Here is a 16,190-nt window from a genome sequence, read left to right on the forward strand (position 1 = left end):
CGCTAATAAAGGGGAAATTAAATTTCCCCTTTATTTTTCTTACGTATAGACCGTTGAATATCATAATATCATCCCCATATGTTAATCATCTAGACGTGGTAAGTCACAGAGTTAGACCTATCACACCCAGCGGAAATTAAACTAAGAGAGAGCTCTATGACTTCTGAGCGTTCCGAACACATTGATATTCCCGTGTTACCTTTACGCGATGTGGTGGTTTATCCGCACATGGTGATACCGTTATTCGTGGGTCGCGAAAAATCTATCCGCTGCTTAGAGTCAGCGATGGATAACGATAAAAAAATTCTGCTGGTGGCGCAGAAAGAAGCGACTACTGACGAGCCGAGTATTGACGATTTATTTACTGTCGGAACGGTGGCTTCGGTCCTACAGATGCTAAAACTGCCTGACGGTACGGTTAAAGTATTAGTCGAAGGGGTACAGCGAGCAACATTGACCTCGCTTGATGATAGCCAAGAGTTTTTCACGGCGCAGATTGAGTATATCGAAAGCCCTGAAATTGATGACAGCGAGCAAGAAGTGCTGATCCGCGCGGCGGTCAGCCAATTCGAAGGCTACATCAAACTTAACAAAAAGATCCCACCGGAAGTGTTGACCTCTTTGAACAATCTTGAGGATGCTGCACGCCTAGCAGATACCATCGCCGCGCATATGCCACTTAAATTGGCAGACAAGCAATCCGTACTGGAAATGTCAGACGTTAATGAACGTCTGGAGTACTTGATGGCAATGATGGAATCAGAAATTGATCTGTTACAGGTCGAAAAACGTATTCGCAATCGTGTTAAGAAGCAGATGGAGAAGAGCCAGCGCGAGTATTATCTGAACGAGCAAATGAAAGCCATTCAGAAAGAACTCGGCGAAATGGACGACGTGCCTGATGAATTCGAAGCATTGAAACGCAAGATCGATGAAGCGAAGATGCCTGCGGAAGCGAAAGAGAAAGCTGAGGCTGAGCTACAAAAGCTGAAAATGATGTCACCGATGTCTGCTGAAGCGACAGTCGTGCGCGGCTATATCGACTGGATGGTTCAAGTTCCTTGGGTGGGGCGTAGCAAAGTTAAGAAAGACCTGCGTAAAGCACAAGAAACGCTTGATAAAGACCACTTCGGTTTAGATCGCGTTAAAGACCGTATTCTTGAATACCTCGCGGTACAAAGCCGTGTGAATAAGATCCGTGGACCTATTCTTTGCTTAGTGGGGCCTCCCGGTGTTGGGAAAACCTCTTTAGGTCAATCTATCGCTAAGGCAACAGGACGTAAGTACGTCCGTATGGCGTTGGGTGGCGTGCGCGATGAAGCGGAAATTCGTGGACATCGCCGGACTTATATTGGTTCTATGCCGGGGAAATTGATTCAAAAGATGGCGAAAGTTGGCGTTCGTAACCCGCTATTTCTACTTGATGAAATCGATAAGATGTCCGCAGATATGCGGGGTGATCCTGCCTCAGCTCTGTTAGAGGTGTTAGATCCTGAGCAAAACAATGCGTTCAACGATCACTATTTAGAAGTGGATTATGATCTGTCTGATGTGATGTTCGTTGCGACGTCTAACTCAATGAACATCCCAGGGCCGCTACTGGACCGGATGGAAGTGATTCGTCTTTCTGGTTATACCGAAGATGAGAAGCTCAATATCGCTAAAGACCACCTGTTACCTAAACAGATGGAACGTAATGCGATTAAATCTGGTGAATTATCGGTCGAAGATAGCGCAATCATGGGCATCATCCGTTTTTACACTCGTGAAGCGGGCGTGCGTAGCTTAGAAAGGGAACTCTCTAAACTCTGCCGTAAAGCCGTTAAAACGCTATTGCTTGATAAGAAGTTGAAACATATCACTATTAATGCTGAAAACCTCAGCGAATATCTTGGTGTGCAACGCTTTGATTATGGCCGTGCAGACGAGAAAAATCGTATCGGCGAAGTGACCGGGCTGGCGTGGACCGAGGTAGGTGGCGACCTGTTGACCATTGAAACCGCGAGTGTTCCAGGTAAAGGTAAACTCTCGTACACCGGTTCTCTGGGCGAAGTGATGCAGGAATCTATTCAGGCGGCGATGACGGTGGTACGTTCTCGTGCAGAATCATTGGGTATTAATAATGATTTCTACGAAAAACGGGACATTCACGTTCACGTTCCTGAAGGCGCGACACCGAAAGATGGCCCAAGCGCAGGGATTGCAATGTGTACGGCTTTAGTCTCAAGCCTTACTGGCAACCCGGTTAAAGCTGAAGTTGCGATGACGGGAGAAATCACTTTACGCGGACAAGTGTTACCTATCGGTGGCTTAAAAGAGAAGTTGTTAGCCGCTCACCGCGGTGGCATAAAAACCGTGTTGATTCCTTTCGAGAATAAGCGCGATTTAGAGGAAATCCCTCAAAATGTTATCGCTGATCTCAGTATCCATCCGGTGAAAAACATTGAAGAAGTTTTAAAATTAGCCCTTGAACGTGCGCCAGAAGGGATTGAAGTAATTACCCCATCGGCATAACATGGCGAACTTGTCGAATACCTATAATTGGGTATTCGACATCATTAAGTTGATTTTTGTGGACCATTCGGAGCATTTACGTTGTTTCGAGCGTCGATGCCTGCTATAACAAGCAGCTCATAAGTGAGAGGGGATACTCTCTGCGACATGAAATAATAAAGGGGATGTTAACGTGAATAAATCACAATTGGTTGATAAAATTGCTGCTGATGCAGATATTTCCAAAGCAGCTGCAGGACGTGTTTTAGACGCATTTATTAGTGCGGTAACCGAATCATTAAAAGCTGGTGATGACGTTGCTCTGGTCGGTTTTGGAACTTTCGCGGTAAAAGAGCGTGCTGAGCGTACTGGCCGCAACCCGCAAACAGGTAAAGAGATTACTATCCCTGCAGGTAAAGTCCCTGGCTTCCGTGCAGGCAAAGGGTTAAAAGACTCTGTTAACTAAGTCTTACTCACCGTGAAACAATTTCTTTCATGGAATGAGGACGCGATAACGCTTCTCATGTAACATAGAGGCACATCAATCGATGTGCCTTTTTTTCTGGTAAGTCATACGGGTTGCCTAAGGCCACATCGGCCAGCGTTAAATTTCTACCACAGTGGAGTGTTGCCAAATCATGATGGACAATTTACGCTCAGCGTCTAACCACGTTGTGCTTAAAATCATACTGGGAATAATCATTATTTCTTTCGTACTGACCGGTGTCAGTAACTATTTGATCGGCGGAAATCATGATTATGCTGCAAAAATTAACGGTGAAACAATAAGTCGAGCTCAATTTGAAAATGCGTATAACAACGAGCGCGCACGCCAGCAACAACAACTGGGTGACCAATATGCACAGTTAGCGGGCAATGAGCAATTTATGCAGCAGCTTCGCCAACAAGCTCTTTCCCAACTTGTGGACCAAACACTTCTACAACAATATGTTCATTCACTCCACCTTGCGGTGACAGATGAACAAATTAAGCAGGCTATTTTTGCCGTCCCGCAATTTCAAACCAATGGACATTTCGATAACGCGCTTTATAACTCTGTGTTAAGCAGCGTGAACTACACGCCAGATAGCTACGCAGCATCTTTACGTAAAAGCCTAGCAAATCAGCAATTAGCCCAAGCAGTGGGTAATACCGATTTCGTGCTTAATAGCGAAGCAAACCGTATTGCCGACCTCGTTTCTCAACAACGTCAAATTCGACAAGCAACTTTAAATATCGCTAGCTTAGCTGCCCAGCAAAAAGTGACGGATGATGAAATTAAGGGTTATTACGACGCACATCAAGACGCATTCAAATTACCTGAGCAATTCAAAGTCAGTTATATCAAACTGGATGCTAAGGCGATGCAAAAGGCGCCGACCGAGCAAGCAATCCAGGAATGGTACGATAGCCATAAAGCGGACTACACTCAGCAGGCTCGCCAGCGCTATAGCGTTATTCAGGTGAAGACTCAGCAACAAGCAGACGATTTACTTAAGCAACTACAGCAAGGCGCTAACTTCGCCGAGATTGCGCGTCAACATTCTGAAGACTCCGTATCCGCCAAGCAGGGTGGGGATTTAGGCTGGATGGAACAGGATTCTGTTCCCGATGAAATTACTTCGGCTAAACTGACGGAGAAAGGGACACTGTCTGGTGTTATCAAAAGTTCTGTAGGCTACCTGATTGTCCGTTTAGATGATGTCCAACCCGAAAAGCAGCAGTCACTTGCTGAGGTCCATCAAACTGTTGCGGATAAAGTGCAACAAGAGACCGCCATTAGTCAGTTCTACGCACTGCAGCAAAAAGTCAATGACGCAGCGAGTAACGATAATGACTCTTTGGCTGCGGCTGAACAAGTTGCGGGGACAAAAGCGGTTGAAACTTCATGGTTTAGCCAACAGTCAGTGCCGGATGTGCTGAATTTTGACCAAGTGAAAGACGTTATCTTCAACGGTAGCTTACTTGGCGAGCAAGGTACTCCTGGCAGTAACTCCAGTATCATCACGGTCGACGGTGATCGCGCATTTGTCGTCCGTATCTCGGCACATGAACCGGCTAAAGTTAAACCTCTGTCTGAAATGTCGGCAGACATTGCTGCTGACATTAAGCATGATAAGGCGGTTGCTGCGGCTAAAGCTCAAGCTGAGTCTATAGTCACCGAATTACGCCAAGGTAAGCAAACACGCTTTGCACAAGCTGGACTGCAGTTTGGGGCAGCACAAACCTTGCAACGTAACCAACAATCTTCTTTATCTGAGACGGTATTTGGGTTAACGCCACCGCAAGGCCAAACGCCTAGCTATGGCTTTACCCAAGATAATAACGGCAATGTCGTCATTATCGCGTTAGATAAAGTGATTACAGGTGAAATGCCGGCTGATCAGAAAGCGCAAATGGTGAAAGGGATTGCGGATAATAATGCCCAATTGGCCTTTACTGCACTGCTTGAGCAACTACGTCAGGAAGCGAAAATTAAGTACGGCGATGCAGTACAACTGCAATAACGCTCACAAATAATCATTGCTGTAATGATAATAAAAAGGCCGCTTATGCGGCCTTTTCCATTTATCAACTCTCTCAATTGGCAAGCTTCTGCCATCGACATAGCCTATAGTTTCATTTAATAGGAGAACATCTATGACCCGACAACAATTTACCCTCTTAATCTTCTTATTCGCTACACTGAGTCCCCTCACGCAAGCTGCCACGCCGAAAAACGGTGATAAAAAAAGCGAAGTAGTACAACAACAGGTCGTTGATAAGGTAAATCTTAATACTGCTGATGCCGCAACCTTGGCCGCTAAGCTTAATGGTGTCGGACTAAAAAAAGCTCAAGCGATTATTGAGTACAGAGAAAAATATGGTTTATTTACGGATGTGAAGCAGCTGATAGAAGTCCCTGGCTTTGGCGAGAGCCTGGTTAGCCGTGTCATCGCAAAATTAACGCTATAGGGAGTGAGGGGTTACCGAGGTAACCCCTGTGGTTAGCTAAGATGATTTTTCGACTTCAATTTCTTCATCGTTTCGTCTGGCGCGTTAAGGTACTGCTCAAGACCTTTAGCCCGCAGGTGACAGGCGGCACACTCTTCGCAGCCTGAACCGGCGATACCGTTATAACAGGTTAGGGTATGGTCTTTGATTAGAGATAACTGCCCCCAATAATCTGCAAGTGCCCAAGTTTCTGCTTTGTTCAGCCACATCAAAGGCGTTTCAAAACGAACGTCTTTAGCCATTCCGAGTACGACTGCCTGATTCAAGGCTTTAACAAATTCGTCACGACAGTCGGGATAGCCTGAAAAATCGGTCTCACAGACACCGGTGATCACTGCTTCTGCTTCAACTTGGTAGGCATAAATCGACGCTAAAGTAAGAAAGAGAATATTTCGGCCGGGAACAAACGTACTGGGGAGTGCTGTGGCATCAGGTTGGTAGCCGGGTACGGGGATATTGTCACGTGTCAGACTACTTATGGCTAATTCATTGAGTAAGGTCACGTCCATCACTTTATGCGCTGCTACACCTAATCGCTGAGTCAGTTGCTTAGCAATGGCGATCTCTTGTTGGTGGCGTTGCCCATAATCAAATGTAATACAGTGCACCTCATCATAGTGCTGGATGGCCTGCACTAAACAGGTGGTTGAGTCTTGACCACCACTAAATACGACAACTGCTTTTTTCATCTTTAGGGTCTCTAAGGAAAATTTTGGCTATTTTACCTCGAGAAGGGGAGTTGCCGCAAAATTAGCAGTATGATAGTGCTGATTTCGGTTCAACGATGGGCATGTTTATGATAGATAAAATTGATCGCAAGCTACTCGCCTTACTCCAAGAAGATTGCAGTCTCTCTTTACAGGCGTTAGCTGATGCAGTAAACCTCACGGCCACGCCTTGTTGGAAGCGTTTAAAAAAGCTAGAAGAAGAGGGAATTATTCGCGCCCAAGTTGCGTTGTTAAATCCAGAAAAGTTAGGGCTTACCCTCACGGCATTCATGTTCCTGAAAACTTTGCATCATAATCGTGAATGGTACATCGATTTTGTTCAACAGATCAAAACGATGCCAGAGGTCTTGGCGTGTCATCGACTCACCGGTGAATATGATTATTTATTACGCGTTCAAGTTAAAGATATGAAATGTTACGACAACTTTTATAAAACGCTGGTCAATAGTATAGACGGTTTAAGCGTCGTGACATCTAGCTTTTCGATGGAAGAAATAAAATATACAACAGCCCTACCGTTATAGGTTTGCACTAAAATGGCGCTAACCCAATGCACTACGCACTAATACAGTGCAATGCTTTATCTGCATGATAACTCACTCATCTTTAATCGTCCCATTCTGAATGCTCGAGAAGATTCACGATGTGGCACGTTTATTGCTTCCTCAAAAGAAATATTGACAGGCTGTCTGGGGAATGTAAATGAAACTAGTAACGGTAGTGATTAAACCTTTCAAACTCGAAGATGTGCGTGAAGCGTTATCATCAATCGGGATTCAAGGTCTAACAGTTACGGAAGTGAAAGGTTTTGGTCGTCAAAAAGGGCATGCAGAGCTCTATCGCGGTGCAGAATATAGCGTCAACTTCCTGCCGAAAGTCAAAATTGATATTGCGATTGCTGAGGACCAATTAGAAGAAGTTATCGAGGTCATTACTAAAGCAGCTTATACCGGTAAAATTGGAGACGGTAAAATCTTCGTCTCTAATCTGGAGCGGGTTATTCGTATTCGCACTGGCGAAATCGATGAGTCGGCACTGTAATTTTATGCAGCGATTGGGGAATAATATGAAAAAAATAGTCTCACTGCTAAGTTTATTTGCTGCGTTAGGGCTGCCGAGTTTAGCCTTTGCCGCACCGGAGCCTACTGCGAGCGGCGCAGATAATGGCTTTATGATGATTTGTACAGCGCTCGTATTGTTTATGACCGTTCCTGGAGTGGCGCTGTTTTACGGTGGTTTAATTCGTGGTAAAAACGTTTTATCGTTGATGACCCAAGTCTCAGTCACCTTTGCCTTAGTCTGTGTGGTATGGGTTGTCTATGGCTACTCCCTGACCTTCGGTGAGGGCAACAACTTTTTTGGCGGTTTCCAATGGACGCTGCTAAAAGGGATTGAATTGAAAGCCGTCATGGGCAGTATTTACCAATATATTCATGTTGCTTATCAAGCCTCCTTTGCGTGCATCACGGTTGCCTTAGTTGTCGGCGCACTTGCTGAACGCGTTCGTTTTTCTGCGGTATTAATCTTTTCACTGCTATGGGTCACGTTCTCTTACTTCCCTATTGCCCACATGGTTTGGGCCAATGGCCTGTTAGCGAAAGATGGTGCTCTGGACTTTGCTGGTGGGACGGTTGTGCATATCAACGCAGCCATCGGCGGCCTAGTCGGAGCGTGGGTGCTGGGTAAACGGAGTGGATTTGGCAAAGAAGCCTTCAAGCCACATAACCTGCCAATGGTTTTCACCGGTACTGCGATTCTCTATATCGGTTGGTTTGGATTTAATGCCGGATCGGCAGCATCAGCCAATGAAATTGCGGCGCTCGCTTTTGTAAATACCATTGTTGCCACGGCGGGTGCGATTTTATCCTGGACGTTCGGCGAATGGGCGATCCGCGGTAAACCTTCACTCCTTGGTGCATGTTCGGGTTTCATCGCCGGATTAGTGGCTATCACCCCAGCTTGTGGCTATGTAGGCGTAGGTGGGGCGCTGGTTATCGGGGTTGTCGGTGGGTTAGCAGGTATCTGGGGCGTGACGGGGTTAAAACGTTTCCTTCGCGTGGACGATCCTTGTGATGTCTTTGGCGTGCACGGCGTCTGTGGTATTGTTGGCTGCCTATTAACAGGTGTCTTTGCATCCTCTTCTTTAGGTGGCGTAGGCTACGCCGAAGGTGTGACGATGGGACATCAAGTGTGGATTCAATTACTCAGTTGTCTTGTCACCATTGTATGGTCTGGCGTTGTCGCGTTCATAAGTTTCAAGATTGCGGATATGACGGTCGGACTCAGAGTAAGCGAAGACTTAGAGCGTGAAGGCCTTGATGTGAATAGTCATGGTGAAAATGCTTACAACCAATAATGCTCACTAAGAAAATCTCAATACAGCCTGGCTCAAGGCCAGGCTATATAATTTAGACCCTATCAAGACGTTGTCGAATAACCCCTTCCTGAGCCGTCGAGGCAATTAGTGTGCCTTGCCTATCGTAAAACGCACCTCGTACGAACCCACGACTGTTTTGTGCTGAAGGGCTTTCAATATCATAGAGCAGCCAATCATTCATGTTGATGGGGCGATGGAACCACATGGAGTGGTCCACCGTAGCCACTTGCATATCTTCTTCTAAAAAACCTTTCCCATGGGGTTGTAAAGCGACAGGAAGAAAATTGAGATCGGCTGCATAACCTAACAGCGCACTGTGGATGAAAGAGTGCTCGTCGAGCTGGCCGTTCGCTTTCAACCATAATTGGCGTTTCCCCGCACTGACATGACCTTTTAAAGGGTTATAAGGTTGAACGGGACGGATCTCTAGCGCACGCTCGGCACTGAAGGCATTTACAAAACGTTCGTTTATGGCGGTCGGTGAGAGTTGGCGAACCAGCTCTTGTTCAGTGGCTAAGGAGAGCGGGGCTGGGGCCTGAGGCATGTCGGTTTGATGCGAGAAGCCTGGCTCATTCGAATGAAATGAGGCTGTCATGGTGAATATGAGTTGTTCATTTTGCGAAGCCACTATGCGTCGCGCGCTTAGGCTTCTTCCATCGCGCAATATCTCAACGTCGTAATGGATTGGTAAAGCACTATCACCTGGACGCAAGAAGTAACTGTGGCAAGAGTGGATGAGTCGATCAGCAAGCGTTGTTTGTTGCGCCGCACTGATGGCTTGAGCAATAACTTGGCCGCCAAATACTTGGCGAAGCCCTAAGTTTTCACAATGACCCACAAAGTGCAGGGCGCCGATTTTCGTGAGGCTTAGTAATTCGGTTAACGCGTTAAGTGCTTGACTCATTGATCTATCCTCATGATGAATCATCTGACTTTATATTAATTAAAATCAAAAAATAGCAGATTTAACAGGCATATTTTCGATTATGTGCCACAATTATTTTGTTACGATAGCTACCCTATTGGCAAAATTAAAACAATATTGTTGTTAGATTGGTTCACAAGGAGAAGACATCAATGAAAACAAAACACGTATTGGGCGGATTACTTATCTCATTAGCAGTCACATCCTGCGCGAGCCATAGCGGTTCACCTGTGCCAATTGCTAACGATCCAACAACTAAAGCGGTCGCACCGTTTTCACTCAGCGGTTCAGTCTTTGTGCCTCAACGTATAGCAATCCCAGCCAATGCTGCACTGACTGTGACCTTATCGGATGCATCAGGCGGTCCAGGACAGACTAAAGTGCTTGCTCAGCAAGTACAGACGCTATCGGGTAAACAATCACCCTTCAATTACGTATTGCCATTACAAGGTGTACAACTTGGCGCTCATAGCCAAGCCTTGTTAACCGCTGCAATCACGCTGAACGGTAAGGTGATCTTTGCCTCTGACCAATTGCAATCGATCACTAGCGTGGCGAGCCAGAAAAAAGACATCAACTTAGTGGCTGTTCCACAAGTTGCACTTCCTGTTGCCGCGCAATAATTTTCACTAATTATCGTTGGTGCGCTACGGCTGCCAACGATATCTCTTCATATTAACACTTCCCGCGTCACTGACCTCAATCCCTTCCTGACGTAAAATATCCCTCTGCAGGATGCCCCTTTGCCCAGATAGGGATATTTTCCCTTGCTGAGAAATAACCCTATGCCAGGGTAACTGAGAGTGTTGAGGGAGATGCTTAAGAATTCTGCCCACTTGTCGGGCGGCACGAGGATGACCTGCTAATAAAGCGACATCGCCATAGCTGCTAACACTCCCGTTGGGGATGGCATCAATCACTAACCAAACGCGTTGTTCGAATGAAGGTTCTTGAGTAGACATAAAGACAATTGATTCCTTGAGTGACTCGGAGTGCTTAATAAAGCAACGGTTGGCGCTATCGAGCTTGCATTTCTAACGCCCATCTACCATAATCTCACTCGCTCTTAGGAGCAACTCAATGGGGACCTTGTTGGTTCTCCCGCAATGTTAACCTGTTAACCCGGTCAGGTCCGGAAGGAAGCAGCCGCAGCAGGTAACACATGTGCCGGGATGTCGCTGGCAAGGGCCCCACCCAATTCGTAGCAACCTTTATTTACTCGCACCCTGGGCATCCTTGCCTCACCTTCCTAAATAAAAATTTTCCCTATCGAACGTATTTCCAGACTGTTGCAGGAACCTTATCGTATAGCTTGTTCATGGTTAACTCAGCGAGACGATGGTCAGCAGCTGAATAGAAAACCACCAACTCATCATCTGATAACTCATATTTATTTTTCTCAATCACTCTTTCTAGCGTTTCAATAGAACGGCAACGTCTAAGACGCATTAAATAGTCATTCTTAGTGAGGGGTAAGGTGTTGGTGTTCATTATTATTGGTTACTCATACTGATTTATTGTTTTATTAAAAATTGTGAAAAAGCGTATCGGACAGTTGTTTCCAATCTTTGATTTCTTTCGGTGTGACGCCATAGTTCCCTAATAATTGGGAAGAATGGTCTAAAAATTGGTCAAGCGCTTCAATCAGAGCCGTATCTTGTGAGTATTTGATCCTGTAATTGATTCCTACGTTAGCGATATGTTCAATAAAGTCGTTCAATAACAGAGATTCGGTAGCGGTAGGGTCATTCACAGAAAATTGATTCGTTTCGTTTAATAACAATTCACATTCGCTGTAGAGCTTTTCACAAAGATATTTTAGTTGCGCAATATCGAAATACTTTGGCGTATATTCATCCATCATTCACCTCTTCATCTTCAGATTGAAAAGTGATCGCTTAGTCGACACCAAATTGAGTCAGTCGTTTAGTTTTCCGTCATTGCAGGATAACGCTCGAACAGGTCCTATCCTTACTGATGATAAGATGATTACTATAATAATAGTAATTAACCCAATAATAGATAGCTTTTAGCTATCAACGATAACAGCTTTATTATAAACCACTTAGCCAAAATCAAAAAGCGTCGGTCGTAAATACCGATTAAAAATGTAAGTATATCATTACATTACAAGAATAATAAAAAAGGGCTGCCAGTGCAGCCCTTTATTGTAAGGGAAGGGGATTACTGCTTCTTCTCTTTTTGTCCACCGAAGCGACGGCGAACGACAACAAAGAAGACAGGAACCAAGAAGATAGCTAAACAGGTAGCTGTCACCATCCCCCCGATAACCCCTGTCCCGACAGCATTCTGTGCACCGGAACCGGCACCAGAGCTAATGGCTAAGGGAAGTACACCCAACATAAAGGCCATTGAGGTCATCAAGATAGGACGCAAACGCATACGTACCGCATCCAGAGTAGCCTCCATTAGCCCTTTACCTTCCTTCATCAAGTCCACGGCGAACTCAACAATCAAGATGGCATTCTTCGCGGATATCCCGACGGTGGTTAACAGTCCAACAACAAAGTAGACGTCGTTACTCATTCCGCGCATCGTTGTGAACGCGAGCGCACCGATAACCCCAAGTGGTACCACTAACATAACTGCGAAAGGTATCGACCAGCTTTCATATAATGCGGCAAGACAGAGGAATACCACGATTAAGGAGATCGCATATAATGCGGGTGCTTGGTTTCCTGACATACGCTCTTGGTATGACATGCCGGTCCACTGGTAACCGACCCCCTGTGGTAGCTTGGAAGCCAATTGTTCCATAAGGTTCATGGCTTCACCGGAGCTTTTACCCGGAGCAGCTTGCCCCAAGATTTCCAATGAAGGCAATCCGTTATAACGCTCCAAACGGGGTGAACCATATTGCCATTTCGCACTGGTAAAGGCTGAGAAAGGCACCATTTCACCGTCACTGTTACGGACGTACCACTTGTTGATATCGCTAGGTAACATACGGGAATTCGCTTCACCCATCACGTAAACTTTTTTCACCCGTCCACGGTCAATAAAGTCGTTAACGTAGTTACCGCCCCAACTCGCACTGAGCGTGGTATTGATATCCGAAATTGATACGCCAAGCGCACGAGCTTTTTCTTGATCAATAATCAGCTTGTACTGCGGTGTATCTTCCAAACCATTCGGACGCATACCCACTAATACATCAGGATGTTGCGCAGCCATACCCAGCAATTGGTTACGGGCTTGCATCAGCTTGTCGTGACCTAAGTTGGCATTATCCACCAGTTCAAAGTCAAAACCTGTTGCGTTACCTAACTCGATAATGGCGGGTAAGTTGAACGGAATGACGATGGCATCTTTGATTTTACCTAAAGCGACCATTGCGCGGCTGGCGATGGCATCGACTTTATCGGCCGCTGCCGTCCGCTCTTCCCAAGGTTTTAAGCTTAAGAAGGCGATACCGGTATTCTGGCCACGTCCAGCAAAACCAAATCCGTTCACGGTAAAGACAGATTTCACTGTGTCTTTCTCATGAGTCAGGAAGTAATCCGTTACCTGATCAAGAACCTTCTCAGTGCGTTGTTGTGTCGCACCTGCGGGGAGCTGCGCTTGAACCACTAATAACCCTTGGTCTTCTTCGGGTAAGAAGGAGGTGGGGAGCTTCATAAACAACCACACCATGCCAGCAAAAATCACCACGTAGATGATCAGGTAGCGACCAGTACGGCGGATAATATGACTGACACTGTTGACATAGTGGTTGGTGCTCTTATCGAACATTCTATTAAACCAACCAAAGAAACCTTTTTCTTTGTGGTCGTTATTATCATGTTTTTTAAGCAAGGTTGCACAAAGGGCAGGGGTCAAGATCATCGCAACCAGTACCGATAGCACCATTGCAGACACAATGGTAATCGAGAACTGACGGTAGATAACCCCGGTAGAGCCACCGAAGAATGCCATTGGAATAAAGACCGCTGACAATACCAGGGCAATACCGACTAGCGCACCTTGGATTTGTTCCATCGAGCGCTTAGTCGCCTCTTTAGGATCCAAACCTTCCTCTTCCATCACCCGCTCGACGTTTTCGACGACTACGATAGCATCATCGACTAAGAGTCCTATCGCGAGGACCAGCCCGAACATGGTGAGGGTATTTATCGAATACCCAAAGGCGCTGATTATTCCAAATGTCCCTAAAAGGACGACCGGCACCGCGATGGTAGGAATAAGCGTGGCGCGGAAGCTTTGCAGGAACATATACATCACTAAGAAAACCAACACGATGGCTTCGAAGAGTGTTTTAACAACTTCAAAAATTGAGATTTTTACGAAGGGAGTCGTATCGTACGGGTAAACTAACTTCATACCATGCGGGAAGAAAGGCTCCATTTCTTTCAAGCGAGCTTTGACCGCATTGGCAGTATCTAATGCATTGGCACCAGTTGCGAGTTTAATCCCTAAACCTGAGGCTGCGTGACCGTTATAGCGGGCAATAACCTCGTAGTTTTCTCCACCCAACTTGATATTTGCTACATCACGAAGGCGGACAGTCGAACCATCTGTATTGGTCTTTAATAGAATTTTCCCAAACTCTTCAGGACTCGTCAGACGAGTCTGCGCGATGATCGATGCGTTTAACTGTTGATCCGCAACCGCCGGTGCTCCCCCTAATTGTCCAGCCGAAACTTGGGCATTTTGGGCAGTAATAGCGGTAATGATATCACCTGGAGTGAGGTTATAATTCACCAGCTTTGCAGGATCCATCCAAATCCGCATCGCATACTGCGCACCGAACAGCTGTGTATCACCAACGCCGGTTGTCCGACTGATGGGATCTTTGATATTAGACGAGATATAGTCGGCAAGATCGTTCATATCCATACTGCCGTCTTCGCTGACAAACCCTGCAACCATCAAGAAGCTACTAGAGGACTTTTGAACGTTAATCCCCTGTTGTTGAACCTCTTGTGGCAGCAATGGCATTGCCAACTGCAGTTTGTTCTGAACCTGAACCTGCGCAATATCCGCATCGGTGCCTGACGCGAAGGTCAGGGTCAACTGCAAGTTACCAGAAGAGTCACTGTTAGAGGACATGTAAAGCAGTCCATCTAAGCCGTTCATATTCTGTTCAATAACCTGAGTCACAGAGTCTTGCAATGTTTTTGCATCCGCTCCTGGGTAGGCTGCACGGATTTGCACCGCTGGGGGGGCAACTTCGGGATACTGCTCGATCGGAAGTTTCATGATCGAGAGCGCCCCGACCATCATAACCACGATGGCGAGTACCCAGGCAAATATGGGGCGATCTATAAAGAACTTAGCCATATGTCAGTGGCTCCTGTTAACGCATAAATTATTCAGACTGCGTCGATGCAGCATCATCTTTCTGGTCGGCGCTGACTTCTTTCGGCGAAACTTTCGCACCTTGAGCGGCACGTTGCACCCCTACAGAAATCACACGGTCGCCCGCTTTAAGGCCAGACGTCACCAGCCACTTATCACCAATTGCTTCTTGAGCGTTGACTTGGCGAACATCAACTTTATCTTCGTCATTGACGACCATGGCAGTTGCTTGACCTGTCGGTGAACGAGCAATGGCTTGTTGGGGCACCAGTAGCGCGTTTTGGTTAACGCCTTCTTCTACCCGCGCACGTACAAACATACCTGGCAGTAAGCTATGATCAGGATTCGGCACGATGGCGCGTAGAGTGATCGATCCCGTAGTTTGATCGACTGTTACGTCAGAAAACTCCAGCGTCCCTTTTTGTTTCAAGGTGGTGCCATCGTTTAAGACGATAGTGACAGGAGCTTTACCTTTACCTTGAGTCAGTTCACCGGACGATAACTGGTTGCGTAAACGCATAAAGTCGTCGCTCGATTGCGTCAGATCGACATAGAGCGGGTCAAGTTGCTGTACGGTGGCAAGGGCGGTGGTTTGACCATTCTGAACCAAAGCACCTTCAGTGACAGCTGTCTTACCAATACGGCCTGAAATCGGTGACGAGACCTTGGTGTAAGCGAGGTTAATGCGCGCATTTTCCACCGCCGCTTGGGCTGAGCGAACCGCTGCATTATTCTGCGCTAAGGTCGCCGCCGCCGTATCGTAGTCTTGTTGGCTAATATATTTTGTGCCTAGCAGAGGTTTATAACGGTTCAGGGTCACTTGTGCGATACGGGCGTTTGCTTGGGCTTTAGCAAGATCCCCTACAGCGCTATTGTAAGTGGCTTGATAAGGTGCGGGATCAATTTGGTAGAGGGATTCACCCGCTTTGATATCGGTTCCCTCTACAAAATTGCGCTTCAAGATGATGCCTGAAACTTGGGGACGGACTTCGGCTACACGATAAGCAGAGGTTCTTCCCGGTAGTTCAGTCGTCATGTTTACAGGAGCGGCTTTCAATGTGACAACACCGACTTCAGGCACAGATTTTTGTGCAGACTGCTGTGACTTATCATCACAGCCCCCCAACACTACTGCTCCTGATAACATCAGAATTGCTGCCAGAGGTGTCAATCCTCTGTTCATTTTCATAATAAAACCTCTACTCGTCCGGTATTAGGGCCCGACAATAAATGGTGTCGAGAAATGTGTGTAAAGATAAAGCGTGTTATAGTACATATATACATGAATGTATGTAAGCAGTAGTGCAACAATTATTCTAACAATAACGTAGAATTTAAAGCTAAATTATTCACT

15 protein-coding genes and 1 other RNA gene are annotated in these 16,190 nt (G+C 46.2%); 9 read left to right on the top strand and 7 right to left on the bottom strand.

Going from position 1 to position 16,190, the window contains the following annotated elements; genetic code table 11:
• The first annotated feature begins 156 nt into the window (after positions 1-156).
• From lon to MKR94_RS03030, 4 genes are all read left to right on the top strand, one after another.
• Entirely contained in the window at positions 157-2,514 is a 2,358-nt protein-coding gene (gene lon / locus MKR94_RS03015; RefSeq protein ID WP_241645400.1) for an endopeptidase La, read from the top strand.
• A 172-nt stretch (positions 2,515-2,686) separates the two neighbouring features.
• Positions 2,687-2,959, top strand: coding sequence for a nucleoid-associated protein HU-beta (gene hupB, locus MKR94_RS03020; protein WP_241645401.1), 273 nt, complete (start codon positions 2,687-2,689; stop codon positions 2,957-2,959).
• A gap of 172 nt (positions 2,960-3,131) precedes the next feature.
• A complete protein-coding gene (ppiD, locus tag MKR94_RS03025; RefSeq protein ID WP_241645402.1) occupies positions 3,132-5,000 on the top strand; it encodes a peptidylprolyl isomerase in 1,869 nt (622 codons plus the stop codon).
• A gap of 133 nt (positions 5,001-5,133) precedes the next feature.
• On the top strand, positions 5,134-5,448 hold the full coding sequence (locus MKR94_RS03030) for a ComEA family DNA-binding protein (RefSeq protein WP_241645403.1): 315 nt from the start codon (positions 5,134-5,136) through the stop codon (positions 5,446-5,448).
• 32 nt (positions 5,449-5,480) lie between these two features.
• On the opposite strand, the gene queC is transcribed toward MKR94_RS03030, so the two are convergent.
• Positions 5,481-6,176, bottom strand: a complete 696-nt coding sequence (gene queC / locus MKR94_RS03035) for a 7-cyano-7-deazaguanine synthase QueC (protein ID WP_241645404.1) — start codon at positions 6,174-6,176, stop codon at positions 5,481-5,483.
• Between the two features lie 107 nt (positions 6,177-6,283).
• Between queC and MKR94_RS03040 the strand changes: the two genes are divergently transcribed.
• The 3 genes from MKR94_RS03040 (at position 6,284) to amtB (ending at position 8,571) form a co-directional block, all read left to right on the top strand.
• Positions 6,284-6,739: an Lrp/AsnC family transcriptional regulator gene (locus tag MKR94_RS03040; RefSeq protein WP_099825917.1), complete on the top strand. Its 456-nt coding sequence runs from the start codon at positions 6,284-6,286 to the stop codon at positions 6,737-6,739.
• A gap of 178 nt (positions 6,740-6,917) precedes the next feature.
• A complete protein-coding gene (gene glnK / locus MKR94_RS03045; RefSeq protein ID WP_092675984.1) occupies positions 6,918-7,256 on the top strand; it encodes a P-II family nitrogen regulator in 339 nt (112 codons plus the stop codon).
• 25 nt (positions 7,257-7,281) lie between these two features.
• Positions 7,282-8,571, top strand: coding sequence for an ammonium transporter AmtB (amtB, locus tag MKR94_RS03050; RefSeq protein ID WP_241645405.1), 1,290 nt, complete (start codon positions 7,282-7,284; stop codon positions 8,569-8,571).
• Between the two features lie 52 nt (positions 8,572-8,623).
• Here the strand turns inward: amtB and MKR94_RS03055 are convergent, their stop codons facing one another.
• Positions 8,624-9,496 (bottom strand): acyl-CoA thioesterase domain-containing protein, encoded by an 873-nt coding sequence (locus tag MKR94_RS03055; protein ID WP_241645406.1) that lies wholly within the window; start codon positions 9,494-9,496, stop codon positions 8,624-8,626.
• Between the two features lie 173 nt (positions 9,497-9,669).
• Here MKR94_RS03055 and MKR94_RS03060 point away from each other — a divergent pair, with 173 nt between their 5' ends.
• On the top strand, positions 9,670-10,140 hold the full coding sequence (locus MKR94_RS03060) for a YbaY family lipoprotein (RefSeq protein ID WP_241645407.1): 471 nt from the start codon (positions 9,670-9,672) through the stop codon (positions 10,138-10,140).
• A gap of 24 nt (positions 10,141-10,164) precedes the next feature.
• On the opposite strand, the gene MKR94_RS03065 is transcribed toward MKR94_RS03060, so the two are convergent.
• Positions 10,165-10,479: an MGMT family protein gene (locus MKR94_RS03065; RefSeq protein WP_241625156.1), complete on the bottom strand. Its 315-nt coding sequence runs from the start codon at positions 10,477-10,479 to the stop codon at positions 10,165-10,167.
• Positions 10,480-10,607: 128 nt separating this feature from the next.
• On the opposite strand from MKR94_RS03065, the gene ffs reads away from it, so the two are divergent.
• Positions 10,608-10,704: signal recognition particle sRNA small type (gene ffs / locus MKR94_RS03070), an RNA gene on the top strand.
• Positions 10,705-10,783: 79 nt separating this feature from the next.
• Here ffs and MKR94_RS03075 read toward each other — a convergent pair.
• From MKR94_RS03075 to MKR94_RS03090, 4 genes are all read right to left on the bottom strand, one after another.
• On the bottom strand, positions 10,784-11,008 hold the full coding sequence (locus tag MKR94_RS03075) for an HHA domain-containing protein (protein WP_048911711.1): 225 nt from the start codon (positions 11,006-11,008) through the stop codon (positions 10,784-10,786).
• A 34-nt stretch (positions 11,009-11,042) separates the two neighbouring features.
• Positions 11,043-11,381 carry an Hha toxicity modulator TomB gene (gene tomB / locus MKR94_RS03080; protein WP_241645408.1) on the bottom strand — a complete coding sequence of 113 codons (339 nt, stop codon included), beginning with the start codon at positions 11,379-11,381 and terminating at the stop codon, positions 11,043-11,045.
• Between the two features lie 320 nt (positions 11,382-11,701).
• Positions 11,702-14,818: an efflux RND transporter permease subunit gene (locus tag MKR94_RS03085; protein ID WP_241645409.1), complete on the bottom strand. Its 3,117-nt coding sequence runs from the start codon at positions 14,816-14,818 to the stop codon at positions 11,702-11,704.
• A gap of 28 nt (positions 14,819-14,846) precedes the next feature.
• On the bottom strand, positions 14,847-16,025 hold the full coding sequence (locus tag MKR94_RS03090) for an efflux RND transporter periplasmic adaptor subunit (protein ID WP_241645410.1): 1,179 nt from the start codon (positions 16,023-16,025) through the stop codon (positions 14,847-14,849).
• Positions 16,026-16,190 lie beyond the last annotated feature (165 nt).

This window comes from Rosenbergiella metrosideri (genome assembly GCF_022602565.1).
GTDB classification, from domain to species: domain Bacteria; phylum Pseudomonadota; class Gammaproteobacteria; order Enterobacterales; family Enterobacteriaceae; genus Rosenbergiella; species Rosenbergiella metrosideri.

Coding starts and splice junctions, on each gene's coding strand:
- lon (WP_241645400.1), top strand. CDS start 157: ATGACTTCTGAGCGTTCCGAACACATTGATATTCCCGTGTTACCTTTA.
- ppiD (WP_241645402.1), top strand. CDS start 3,132: ATGATGGACAATTTACGCTCAGCGTCTAACCACGTTGTGCTTAAAATC.
- MKR94_RS03030 (WP_241645403.1), top strand. CDS start 5,134: ATGACCCGACAACAATTTACCCTCTTAATCTTCTTATTCGCTACACTG.
- queC (WP_241645404.1), bottom strand. CDS start 6,176: ATGAAAAAAGCAGTTGTCGTATTTAGTGGTGGTCAAGACTCAACCACC.
- MKR94_RS03040 (WP_099825917.1), top strand. CDS start 6,284: ATGATAGATAAAATTGATCGCAAGCTACTCGCCTTACTCCAAGAAGAT.
- glnK (WP_092675984.1), top strand. CDS start 6,918: ATGAAACTAGTAACGGTAGTGATTAAACCTTTCAAACTCGAAGATGTG.
- amtB (WP_241645405.1), top strand. CDS start 7,282: ATGAAAAAAATAGTCTCACTGCTAAGTTTATTTGCTGCGTTAGGGCTG.
- MKR94_RS03055 (WP_241645406.1), bottom strand. CDS start 9,496: ATGAGTCAAGCACTTAACGCGTTAACCGAATTACTAAGCCTCACGAAA.
- MKR94_RS03060 (WP_241645407.1), top strand. CDS start 9,670: ATGAAAACAAAACACGTATTGGGCGGATTACTTATCTCATTAGCAGTC.
- MKR94_RS03065 (WP_241625156.1), bottom strand. CDS start 10,479: ATGTCTACTCAAGAACCTTCATTCGAACAACGCGTTTGGTTAGTGATT.
- MKR94_RS03075 (WP_048911711.1), bottom strand. CDS start 11,008: ATGAACACCAACACCTTACCCCTCACTAAGAATGACTATTTAATGCGT.
- tomB (WP_241645408.1), bottom strand. CDS start 11,381: ATGATGGATGAATATACGCCAAAGTATTTCGATATTGCGCAACTAAAA.
- MKR94_RS03085 (WP_241645409.1), bottom strand. CDS start 14,818: ATGGCTAAGTTCTTTATAGATCGCCCCATATTTGCCTGGGTACTCGCC.
- MKR94_RS03090 (WP_241645410.1), bottom strand. CDS start 16,025: ATGAAAATGAACAGAGGATTGACACCTCTGGCAGCAATTCTGATGTTA.